Source organism: Actinomadura sp. GC306, from assembly GCF_004348665.1.
Classification (GTDB): Bacteria; Actinomycetota; Actinomycetes; order Streptosporangiales; family Streptosporangiaceae; genus Spirillospora.
The window spans coordinates 1-11,317 of the sequence record NZ_SMKM01000221.1 but is presented as its reverse complement, the minus strand read 5'-3'; the positions used below and the strand labels follow the sequence as shown (position 1 = coordinate 11,317).

Below are 11,317 nucleotides of genomic sequence, written 5' to 3'. Positions count from 1 at the left end.
GCCACCAGGGGGCGTGCGGGGTGTCGCGGACGGTCGGCAGGACGAACGGCACTCCCCCGTCGGCGCGGGTGATGGACGCGAGGTAGTCGCCGGTGCGGGTGACGGCGGGGTCGTCGTCGGCTCCGGCCTCGTGCAGGAACTGCAGGGCGTGCTGGGTGGCGACGGGCTGGCTGCCTTCGCCGCGCAGGTCGGGTTCGAGTGCGTGCCCGTAGCCGCCGTCGGGGTTCTCGTAGGCGCGGAGGGCCTGAAGGACGGGGCCGGCGGGTCCGCCGCGGAAGTGGAGGGCGAACCGGTGCCGGTCGATGAGGCGGGCGCTGCGCCGCATGAAGTCGGCGGCGCGGGTGAGGTGGGAGTGGTCCAGGACGTTCATGCGGCCGACCTTAGGGCGGCCGCTCCGGGCCGGTCTTGCAGGAAACGGACACCTGCGGGAGGGGGCGGTCGGTCCGGCCACCCCAGCGGTGGGTGGCCGGACCGCTGTCGTCCCGCGTGCGGGGGCGGGAGCGCCCGGCCCGCGGCGGCGCGGCGGGCGTGGCCCGGCGGTCGCCGCATCGGGAGCCTTGGCGGGACCGTAGCCGACGTGGTCCGGGACCACAAGTCGGGCCGCGGAGCCGTGTCGCCGGGCGGGCCGGTCAGGTGACGCAGTCGTTCCAGGGGACGGTCTCGTCGAGCTTGTCGAAGGGCTGGGTGAGGCTGTACCAGCAGCCGGAGTCGTCGCGGAAGACGGCTTCGATGCCGTAGGGACGCTTTTCGGGCTTCTGGAGGAATTCGACGCCCTTGGCGGACATGGCCGCGTAGTCGCCGTGGCAGTCGTCGGTGGTGAAGGCGCCGGCGCCGAGGACGCCCTTGGCGATGAGGGCCCTCATCTGCGCGGCGGACTCGGGGTCCATGCTGGGCGGGCCGGGCACCATGAGGGTGAGGCTGAGGTCGGGCTGCTGCTCGGCGCCGAGGGTGAGCCAGCGCATGCCGCCCTCGCCGAGGGTCATGTCGTCGCGGACCTCCAGGCCGAGTTTCTCGGTGAAGAACCGCTTGGCCGAGTCCTGGTCGAGCACCCAGACCGTGGCGAGCCCCAGCTTCGTGATCATGATGGTTCCCCTTCTGATCAGGTGTTTCGTCCACCCTAGGAGGGCGGCGGCGGGGCCGCCTTCTCGATATTTGCGGCGCCTGGGCCGTCCGCGCGGAAGCCGCCCGCCCACAGCAGCACGAAGCAGCCGGGGATCGCGGCGGCGCCGGCGGTGCGGGCGCGGGCGCGGAACTCGGTGGGGGTCATGCCGGTCTCGCGCTTGAAGCGGGTGCAGAACGTGCCGAGGCTGCTGAAGCCGACGAGCATGCAGATCTCGGTGACGGTGAGGTTCGCGTTGCGCAGCAGGTCCTGGGCGCGTTCGATGCGGCGGCGGGCGAGGTAGGCGCCGGGCGTCTCGCCGTAGACCTCCCGGAACAACCGGACGAAGTGGTAGCGCGAGTAGCCGGCGCGGGCGGCGACGGCGGCGACGTCGAGGGGCTGCGCCCAGTCGCGGTCCATGGTGTCGCGGGCCAGCCGCATGCGGCGCAGCAGGGCGGTGTCCGGGACGGTGCCCGGGGCGGCGGTGTCCGGGACGGCGCTGCTCGGGACGGTGGGCGCGGTTCCCATGTGTCGATGCTGGCACATCGAAGGCCCCGGAGGCGGCGTGCCTCCGGGGCCTTCACGCCGGGCCTTCGCCGCCCGGCCGGCGGATCGGGCGGTCAGGCGATCGGACGCGCCGTGGGCGGGATCGGGTAGGGCAGGTCGGTGCGGCCGGTGAGGTGGGCGTCGACGCCGCGGGCGGCGGCGCGTCCCTCCGCGATGGCCCACACGATCAGGGACTGGCCGCGGCCCATGTCCCCGGCGGCGTACACGCCGTCCACCGACGTCCGGTAGTCGGCGTCGCGGACGACGTTGCCGCGCTGGTCGAGGTCGACGCCGAGCTGGCCGAGGAGCCCCTCGCGCTCGGGGCCGAGGAAGCCCATGGCGAGGGTGACCAGGTCGGCGGGGATCTCCCGCTCGGTGCCCTCGACGGGCGTGAAGCCGGTCTCCGGGCCGCCGACCTCCACGAGCCGCAGGGCGCGGACGTTGCCGTCGGCGTCCCCGGCGAACTCGGTGGTGGACACGGCGTAGACGCGGTCGCCGCCGAGGTCGGCGAGCTCCTCGTGGGCGCTCTCGACCTTGAACAGCATGGGGTAGGTCGGCCACGGCTGGGTGCCGGGGCGCGACTCCGGCGGCCGCGGCATGATCTCCAGCTGGGTGACCGAGGCGGCGCCCTGCCGGATCGCGGTGCCGATGCAGTCGGCGCCGGTGTCGCCGCCGCCGATGACCACGACGTGCTTGCCCTTCGCGGAGATCGGCGACTCGGCGTAGTCGCCCTCCTGCACCCGGTTGGCCGGGGGCAGGTACTCCATCGCCTGGTAGACGCCGTTGAGCTCGCGTCCGGGGACGGGCAGGTCGCGCCAGGCGGTGGCGCCGCCGGCGAGGACGACGGCGTCGTAGCGGGCGCGCAGGTCGTCGGCGGTGACGTCGACGCCGACGTTCACCGAGGTCTTGAAGTCGGTGCCCTCGGCGCGCATCTGGGCGAGGCGCCGGTCGAGGTGCCGCTTCTCCATCTTGAACTCGGGGATGCCGTAGCGGAGCAGGCCCCCGACGCGGTCGGCGCGCTCGTAGACGGTGACGTCGTGGCCGGCGCGGGTGAGCTGCTGCGCGGCGGCGAGGCCGGCGGGCCCGGAGCCGACGACCGCGACGCTCTTGCCGGTCTTGACGGCGGGCGGGCGGGGGCGGACCCAGCCCTCCGCGAACGCCCGGTCGATGATCTCGACCTCGACCCGCTTGATGGTGACGGGGTCCTGGTTGATGCCGAGGACGCAGGCGCTCTCGCACGGCGCCGGGCACAGCCGCCCGGTGAACTCCGGGAAGTTGTTGGTGGCGTGGAGCCGCTCGGCGGCCTCCTGCCAGTCCCGGCGGTAGACGAGGTCGTTCCATTCGGGGATGAGGTTGCCGAGCGGGCAGCCCTGGTGGCAGAACGGGATGCCGCAGTCCATGCAGCGGCTCGCCTGCTTCTCCAGGCGGTCGCGGCCGAAGTCCTCGTAGACCTCGGACCAGCTCTTGATGCGCACGTCGACGGGGCGCCGCTTCGGGAGCTCCCGCCCGACGGTGAGGAAACCCTTCGGGTCAGCCATAGGGAAGTCCCCCTCTCTCAGCTCTGCGCCGCGGCCATGACGGCCTCGTCGACGTCGCGTCCTTCGGCCTCGGCCTTGGCCATGGCGTCGAGGACGCGCCGGTAGTCCCGCGGCATGATCTTGGTGAAGCGGGTGCCGGCGGTGTCCCAGTCGTCCAGCAGGCGCCGCGCGACCGGGGAGCCGGTCTCGGCGAGGTGCCGGGCGACGACGTCCCGGACGAAGCCGAGGTCGTCGGCGCCGAGCGGTTCCAGGTCGACCATCTCGCCGTTGACGCGCTCGGGCACGAGGTCCAGGACGTAGGCGATGCCGCCGGACATGCCGGCCGCGAGGTTGCGGCCGGTGCGGCCGAGGATGACGGCGCGGCCGCCGGTCATGTACTCGCAGGCGTGGTCGCCGACGCCCTCGACGACGGCGGTGGCGCCGGAGTTGCGGACGCAGAACCGCTCGCCGACGATGCCGCGGGCGAACAGCTCGCCGGAGGTGGCGCCGTACAGGATGACGTTGCCGCCGATGATCTGCTCCTCGGCGGCGAACCCGGCGTCGGCGGGCGGGCGCAGGGTGAGGCGCCCGCCGGACAGGCCCTTGCCGACGTAGTCGTTGGCGTCGCCGATCAGCCGGAGCGTGATGCCGCGCGGCACGAACGCGCCGAAGGAGTTGCCGGCCGAGCCGGTGAACGTGACGTCGATCGTGTCGTCGGGCAGGCCCGCGCCGCCGTGCCGCCTGGTCAGCTCGTGGCCGAGCATGGTGCCGACGGTCCGGTTGACGTTGCGGATCGGCAGGTCGAGGGTGACCTTGTCGCCGAACGCGAGCGCGCCCTCGGCGAGCTGGATGAGCGTGTTGTCCAGGGCCTTCTCCAGGCCGTGGTCCTGCTCGGTGACGCGGTGCAGGGCGGCGCCCCCGGCGCGTGCCGGCATGTGCAGGATCGGGCTGAGGTCCAGCCCGGACGCCTTCCAGTGCTCGACGGCGTCGCGGGTGTCGATCATCTCGACGTGGCCGATCGCCTCGTCCAGCGACCGGAACCCGAGGGCCGCCAGGTGCTCGCGGACCTCCTCGGCGACGAACTCGAAGAAGTTCACGACGAACTCGGGCTTGCCGCTGAACCGCTGCCGCAGCACCGGGTTCTGGGTGGCGACCCCGACCGGGCAGGTGTCCAGGTGGCAGACCCGCATCATGATGCAGCCGGACACCACGAGCGGAGCGGTCGCGAAGCCGTACTCCTCGGCGCCGAGCAGCGCCGCGATGATGACGTCCCGGCCGGTCTTCATCTGCCCGTCGGTCTGCACGACGATGCGGTCGCGCAGGCCGTTGAGCAGCAGCGTCTGCTGCGTCTCGGCGAGGCCGAGCTCCCACGGCGTGCCGGCGTGCTTGAGGGAGGTCAGCGGGGACGCGCCGGTGCCGCCGTCGTGCCCGGAGATCAGCACGACGTCGGCGTGCGCCTTGGACACCCCCGCCGCGACCGTGCCGACGCCCATCTCGGCGACGAGCTTGACGTGCACGCGCGCCGCCGGGTTGGCGTTCTTCAGGTCGTGGATGAGCTGCGCCAGGTCCTCGATGGAGTAGATGTCGTGGTGCGGCGGCGGCGAGATGAGGCCGACGCCGGGGGTGGAGTGCCGGGTCTTGGCGATCCACGGGTAGACCTTGTGGCCGGGCAGCTGGCCGCCCTCGCCGGGCTTGGCGCCCTGCGCCATCTTGATCTGGATGTCGTCGGCGTTGGTGAGGTACTCGGAGGTGACGCCGAACCGCCCGGACGCGACCTGCTTGATCGCGCTGCGGCGCAGGTCGCCGTTCTCGTCGGGGGTGAAGCGCGCCGGGTCCTCGCCGCCCTCGCCGGTGTTGGACTTGCCGCCCAGCCGGTTCATCGCGATCGCGAGGGTCTCGTGCGCCTCGGCGGAGATCGACCCGTAGGACATCGCGCCGGTGGAGAACCGCTTGACGATCTCCGCGGCGGGCTCGACCTCCTCGATCGGCACCGGCGGCCGCTCGCCGTCCTTCAGCTTGAACAGGCCGCGGAGCGTCATCAGCTGCTCGGCCTGCGAGTCGACCTTGGCGCTGTACTCCTTGAAGATCTCGTAGCGGCGGGTGCGGGTGGCGTGCTGCAGCTTGAACACCGTGTCCGGGTTGAACAGGTGCGGCTCGCCCTCGCGGCGCCACTGGTACTCGCCGCCGACCTCCAGCGTCCGGTGCGGCAGCTCGTTGCCGCCCGGCGGGTAGGCGCGGGCGTGCCGCGCGGCGACCTCGCGGGCCAGCACGTCGAAGCCGACGCCGCCGAGCCGGGACGTGGTGCCGGTGAAGCAGCGGGACACGACGTCCTCGCCGAGGCCGATCGCCTCGAAGATCTGCGCGCCGGTGTAGGACGCGACCGTGGACACGCCCATCTTCGACATGACCTTCAGGACGCCCTTGCCGTAGCCCTTCACGAGGTTCCGGACGGCCTTCTCCGCCGGGACGTCCTGGATGACGCCGCCGCGCACGAGGTCCTCGACGGTCTCGATCGCGAGGTAGGGGTTGATCGCGGACGCGCCGTACCCGATGAGCAGCGCCATGTGGTGGCACTCGCGGGCCTCGCCGGTCTCGATGACGAGGCCGACCCGCGTGCGGGTCTTCTCCCGGATGAGATGGTGGTGGACGGACCCGGTAAGCAGCAGCGACGGGATCGCCGCGCGGGCCGAGTCGGCGCCGCGGTCCGACAGCACGATGATGCGGGCGCCGGCGTCGATGGCGCGGCTCACCTCGGAGTTGATCTCCTCCAGGCGGGCCTCCAGGGCCTCTCCCCCGCCGGCGACGTCGTACAGCCCGTGCACGACGTGGGCGTGCAGGTGCGGCAGCGACCCCTCGTCGTCGATGTGGATGATCTTGGAGAGTTCGCCGTTGTCCAGGATCGGGGTGGGCAGCACGAGCCGGCGGCACGAGTCCGGGCCGGGCTCCAGCAGGTTGCCCTCCGGGCCGAGCGTGGACTGCAGGGAGGTGACGAGCTCCTCGCGGATCGCGTCCAGCGGCGGGTTCGTGACCTGCGCGAACTGCTGCTTGAAGTAGTCGAACAGCAGCCGCGGGCGCTCCGACAGCACCGCGATCGGGGTGTCGGTGCCCATCGACCCGATCGGCTCGGCGCCCGTCCTCGCCATCGGCGACAGGATGATCCGCTGCTCTTCGAGGGTGTACCCGAACGTCTGCTGGCGCCGGACGAGCGTCTCGTGCGTCGGGATCTCCCGCTCGCGGCGCGGCAGTTCCTCGAACCGGACCAGGCCCTCGTGCAGCCACTCGCCGTACGGGTGCTCGGCGGCGAGCTCGGCCTTGACCTCGTCGTCCTCGACGATCCGGCCGGCCTCGGTGTCCACCAGGAAGATCTTGCCGGGCTGCAGCCGCCCCTTGCGGACGACCTTGGAGGCGGGGATGTCGAGCACGCCCGCCTCGCTGGCGAGGACGACCAGCCCGTCGTCGGTCACCCAGTACCGGCCGGGCCGCAGCCCGTTGCGGTCCAGGACGGCGCCGACGACGGTGCCGTCGGTGAAGCTGACGCTGGCGGGGCCGTCCCACGCCTCCATCAGGGTGGAGTGGAACTCGTAGAACGCGCGGCGGTCGGCGTCCATCTCGGCGTGGTTCTCCCACGCCTCGGGGATCATCATCAGGACCGCGTGCGGCAGCGACCGGCCGCCGAGGTGCAGCAGCTCCAGGCACTCGTCGAACGACGCCGTGTCGCTGGCCTCGATGTCGATCACCGGGTAGATCCGGGAGAGGTCCCCGGGGATCAGGTCGGACTTCAGCAGCGCCTCGCGGGCCCGCATCCAGTTCCGGTTGCCCTTCACCGTGTTGATCTCGCCGTTGTGGGCGATGAACCGGTACGGGTGGGCCAGCTCCCAGGCCGGGAAGGTGTTGGTCGAGAACCGCGAGTGGACCAGGGCGATCGCGCTGGTGAAGCGGCGGTCCGACAGGTCGGGGAAGAACGGCTCCAGCTGCGGCGTCGTCAGCATCCCCTTGTAGACGATCGTCCGGCTGGACAGGCTCGGGAAGTACACCCGCACGTCCTGCTCGGCGCGCTCGCGCATGCAGAACACGACGCGGTCGAGTTCGAGGCCGGTCTTGCCCGCGTGCGGGCCGCCGTCGGCGGCGGCGACGAACAGCTGCGCGAAGTGCGGCATGACGCGGCGCGCGGCCGGGCCGGTGAACGCGGGGTCGTGCGGCAGCTCCCGCCAGCCGAGGACGGTCAGGCCCTCCTCGGCGCAGAGCGTCTCGACGTGGGCGACCGCGGCGGCGCGCTCGTCGCCGGCGGCGGGCAGGAACGCGATGCCGGCCGCGTAGGCGCCCGGCCCGGGGAGCGCGAAGTCGCAGACGTCGCGGAAGAACGCGTCCGGAAGCTGGACGAGGATGCCGACGCCGTCGCCGTCGTCGGGTTCGGCGCCCACCGCGCCGCGGTGGTCCAGGTTGCGCAGGACCGTCAGGGCGTTCTGCACGATGTCGTGGCTCTTGCGGCCGTGCAGGTCCGCCACCATCCCGACGCCGCAGGCGTCGTGCTCGTGCAGGGGGTCGTACAGCCCTTGCGGTCCGGGCCGGGCGTCGCCGGCAACAGATGTGCGGGCATCAGGTGTGAAGGCAGCAGAAGCCATCAACCCTCCCGTCGTCGTCGTGTCACTGCTTGGTGTCAGTGCAGTCCGGGACGGCGTTGGCCCTTCTGCGGTGAGATGACATTACATCACTGCCGGGATCATGCCCGAGTGTCACAGATCGCGAAACTTCCGGGCGCCGATCGGCGGGAGCGTCATCGCACAGTGGTTTAGACCAGGTTACCGGCTCGATCCCCGGTGGGAAGGGCCGCGGCCGCGGTGACGATCATCACCCGGCCGGCCCGGTTTACCGAAAAATTGCGTGCCGCCGTCAGTCCGCCGAGCGGGCGGCGCGGCCCAGCACCGCCGGGTTCTCGCCGCCCTCGATCAGCAGCGACAGCAGCGTCTCGTCCTCCGCGTCGCCCTTGCCGTCCAGGCGCTGCGCCCACGTGACCACGGCGAAGTGGCCCATGGCCAGGCCGCGCGCCATCCCGAAGCCGCGGCCGAAGCCGTCCAGCGGGGCGGGCGCCTCCAGCGGCCGGACGAAGCCCCCGCCGATCGTCTTCTCCAGCGCCGCGACGAACCGGTCGGCCTCCGCCGACGTTGAGAGATTGAACACCGCGACGGCCAGCCCGTAGCCGTTGCGGGTGTCGGAGTAGATGCCGCGCGCCGCCTGCGTGCAGCCGCCCTCGCCGAGCACCTCGGCCACGGTCGCGCCCCACACGGCGTCGGCGCAGTCGCCGTCCAGGCGCTTGGCGCGCAGCCTGACCCGCACGTCGCCGTCCGGAACCGCCACCTTGGCGGCCGCGGAGGGGAAGACCTCCTCGATCGTCAGCGGATCGGGGTCCGCCTTCCGGGACGCGATGCCCGAGTACGCCGCCGAAGACGCCGAACTGGAGTAGGACGCGGGTGACACGCCGGTCTCCGCCGGCGTCCCGATCCGCGTGCCGGCGGCGCCGCCCCCGCCCGCCTCGGGCCGGTCGTCCCCGCGCAGCACGAACACCGCTCCCAAGCCGAGCAGGACGACCAGCCCGAGCACGGCGGCCGCACCGAAGTAGAGCTTCGGCCCCTTCCCGCCCGGCGCGCCCTTCGGCCGCCCGGCTCCCGGGGCCGGAGGCTTCCCCGCGCCCCCGCGCCGCTTCGCCTGCTTGCCGGGTCTCTTCCCGGTCTTCTTCGCCTTCCGCCCGCCGCCCTCGCCGGGGGACGGCGCGGGCCCGTCGTGGTAGTCGCTCTCGCCGTCGTCATGGCCCGCCTCTTCGGCGAACCCCGGCCCGTACCCCGCCGCTCCCCCGGAACCGGAGAAACCGTCATGGCCCCACGCGTCCGGATAGGCGTTCTGTCCACCGGGTCCGGGCGGGCGGCCCGGTCCTGGAGGCATGTCATGGCCCTGCCCTCCGCGGTGGCCCGGCGCATCGCCATGGCCTCGCATACCGCCATGGCCGGCCGCGACCGGGAAACCCGGCGCTCCGCCTTGGACCGGTCCCGTGCCGTAGCCCGGAGCCCAGGGACGGCCTTGTGCCCCGCCGGGGTCCGCGGGGCCGCCGTAGCGCTGCGTCCCGCCGTGGCCCGGTGCGCCCCGGGAGGCCGGGGCCATGCCCAGCGGAGCGGGGGGCCCGCCGTAGCCGGAGGCTCCGGGGCGGCCTTGGCCGGTGGCGTCCGGGCGGCCAGGGGTTCCGGGCCGGTCGGACGGCTCGTGGTAGGCGGGCTCGTGGAAGGCCGGTTCTTGGTAAGCGGGCTCGTGGTAGGCGGGCTCGTGGTAGGCGGGATCATCCTCGTACGGGGAGCGGGGCGGCGGAACGGGACGGGACGGGCGGCGTGGCGGGTCCGGGCGGCGCGGGCCGCCCAGCCGTCCCGGGGACGTCCTGCGCTGCGGCGGCTGGCGGCGGCCCTGGCGGCTCATCGGCCGGCGCCGGGGGCCGCCGCTGCGGGGTTCATCGGGGTCCACAGCGGGGCAGACTACTGCCCGCGGGCCGCTGACACGCCCGCAGGCCGCCGGATCACTGGCCGGCCCCGGCGTTCGAGGCCAGGTCGAGGCGCCCGTAGAGGAAGTCCGCGGCGCCCTCGATGACCAGGCTCACGTCGATCAGCTCGTTCAGCGAGGCGGGCTGCCCCCCGCCGGCGCGCTCCACCCAGGTGATCACGGCGTAGTGGCCGTAGGACTTGGCGTAGGCGGCGCTGAAGCCGGAGCCGAACGCGGGCACGCCCTTGGCGTCCAGGGGCTTCAGCCAGCCGGCGCCGGTCTCGGTCTGCAGGTCGCGCAGGATCTGGGTGACGCCCTGCGCGTTCTTCATGTTGGCCACGGCGAACTGGCCGACGTGCTTCTTGTCGGCGCTCACGTACGCGGACCGGACGATCTGCGTGCAGCCGAACTTGGCGAGATCGCCCTGCAGGCGGGTGCCCCACGCCGCGGCCTTGCAGTCCGCGGTGACCTCCGACCGGGCCAGCGTGAAGGAGTACTTGCCGGACTGCAGCTTCTTCGCGGCCGCCGCCTCGGCCGCGGTGATCTCGCGGCGGTCGGCGGACCTGTCGGCGATCTGCTGGAAGCCCTCGCCGTTGAAATCGGGCGTGAAGGCCGTCGGCACCAGCGGCTTGCCGGGCGGCGCGTCCTCGCCGCCGGTGAACATCACCACGGCGACGACCGCGACCACCACCGCGACGAGCGCGGCGGCCGCGCCGAGCAGCAGCTTCGGACTGGGGGCCTTGCGGCCGGGCTTGTCCGCCGGCCAGAAGTCCCGACCGCGGCCCTTGCGCGCGGCCTCGGGGGAACCTGTGTCACGAGCCTCGATCACGCCCCGGAGCTTAGCGGTCCGGTCGGCCCACGCGGGACGGAACGGGCGTTTTATCCAGTTCGCTCGGCCGTCACACGCCGCTCGTGCCGATCAGCGCGCCGACCCCGTAAGTGATCACCGCGGCGGCGGCGCCGAACAGCAGCTGGCGCAGCCCGCCGTACCACCAGGGGCGGGTGGTGATCCGGGCCACCAGCGCGCCCGCGCCGAACAGCCCGGCGGCCGCGATGACCGCCGCCGGCCACAGCGCGGAGGCGCCCAGCAGATAGGGCAGGACCGGCAGCAGCGCCCCGACCGCGAACGACAGGAACGACGAACCCGCGGCCAGGGTCGGGGACGGCAGATCGCCCGGCGTCACCCCGAGCTCCTCGCGGGTGTGGACCTCCAGCGCCTCCTCCGGGTCCTCGGACAGCTGCCGCGCGACCTCCGCGGCCGTCTCCGGGTCGACGCCGCGCGCCTCGAAGACGCCGGCCAGCTCCTCCCGCTCGGCCACCGGGTACCGGGCCAGCGCCCGCCGCTCGACCTCGATCTCCGCCTCGGCCAGCTCCGACTGGGACGCGACCGAGATGTACTCCCCGGCGGCCATCGAGAAGGCGCCCGCGGCCAGGCCGGCCAGCCCCGCCAGCAGGATGACGTCCGGGCTCGCCCGCCCGCCCGCCACGCCGGCGATCAGCGCGAAGTTGGAGACGAGGCCGTCCATGGCGCCGAACACCGCCGGCCGCAGCCAGCCGCCGGTGACGTCGCGGTGCCGGTGGTGCTGCTCCGGCATCCCCCCGCTCTTACCGCCGGCCATGCCGCACCACCGAAGCC

7 protein-coding genes and 1 pseudogene are annotated in these 11,317 nt (G+C 73.3%); all 8 read right to left on the bottom strand.

The window, feature by feature from the left end; all coding sequences use genetic code 11:
• Nucleotides 1-370 (bottom strand): annotated as a pseudogene (locus E1200_RS25085) (hypothetical protein); the annotation flags it as partial.
• A gap of 259 nt (nt 371-629) precedes the next feature.
• Entirely contained in the window at nt 630-1,082 is a 453-nt protein-coding gene (locus E1200_RS25080; RefSeq protein WP_131954538.1) for a VOC family protein, read from the bottom strand.
• Nucleotides 1,083-1,117: 35 nt separating this feature from the next.
• Complete coding sequence (locus tag E1200_RS25075; protein ID WP_207933533.1) at nt 1,118-1,627, bottom strand: helix-turn-helix transcriptional regulator; 510 nt, start codon at nt 1,625-1,627, stop codon at nt 1,118-1,120.
• 92 nt (nt 1,628-1,719) lie between these two features.
• Nucleotides 1,720-3,183, bottom strand: a complete 1,464-nt coding sequence (locus E1200_RS25070; protein ID WP_131954537.1) for a glutamate synthase subunit beta — start codon at nt 3,181-3,183, stop codon at nt 1,720-1,722.
• Between the two features lie 17 nt (nt 3,184-3,200).
• Nucleotides 3,201-7,784 carry a glutamate synthase large subunit gene (gene gltB / locus E1200_RS25065; protein ID WP_131954536.1) on the bottom strand — a complete coding sequence of 1,528 codons (4,584 nt, stop codon included), beginning with the start codon at nt 7,782-7,784 and terminating at the stop codon, nt 3,201-3,203.
• Nucleotides 7,785-8,052: 268 nt separating this feature from the next.
• Nucleotides 8,053-9,099 carry a hypothetical protein gene (locus E1200_RS25060; RefSeq protein ID WP_131954535.1) on the bottom strand — a complete coding sequence of 349 codons (1,047 nt, stop codon included), beginning with the start codon at nt 9,097-9,099 and terminating at the stop codon, nt 8,053-8,055.
• A 619-nt stretch (nt 9,100-9,718) separates the two neighbouring features.
• Entirely contained in the window at nt 9,719-10,510 is a 792-nt protein-coding gene (locus E1200_RS25055; protein WP_131954534.1) for a hypothetical protein, read from the bottom strand.
• Nucleotides 10,511-10,580: 70 nt separating this feature from the next.
• On the bottom strand, nt 10,581-11,276 hold the full coding sequence (locus E1200_RS25050; RefSeq protein ID WP_243708823.1) for a VIT1/CCC1 transporter family protein: 696 nt from the start codon (nt 11,274-11,276) through the stop codon (nt 10,581-10,583).
• Between the last annotated feature and the right edge of the window lie 41 nt (nt 11,277-11,317).

Bases quoted from the DNA above. Each gene is read 5' to 3' on its own strand.
- E1200_RS25050 (WP_243708823.1), bottom strand. From the start codon at position 11,276: ATGCCGGAGCAGCACCACCGGCACCGCGACGTCACCGGCGGCTGGCTG.
- E1200_RS25060 (WP_131954535.1), bottom strand. From the start codon at position 9,099: ATGCCTCCAGGACCGGGCCGCCCGCCCGGACCCGGTGGACAGAACGCC.
- E1200_RS25075 (WP_207933533.1), bottom strand. From the start codon at position 1,627: ATGGGAACCGCGCCCACCGTCCCGAGCAGCGCCGTCCCGGACACCGCC.
- E1200_RS25080 (WP_131954538.1), bottom strand. From the start codon at position 1,082: ATGATCACGAAGCTGGGGCTCGCCACGGTCTGGGTGCTCGACCAGGAC.
- gltB (WP_131954536.1), bottom strand. From the start codon at position 7,784: ATGGCTTCTGCTGCCTTCACACCTGATGCCCGCACATCTGTTGCCGGC.
- E1200_RS25070 (WP_131954537.1), bottom strand. From the start codon at position 3,183: ATGGCTGACCCGAAGGGTTTCCTCACCGTCGGGCGGGAGCTCCCGAAG.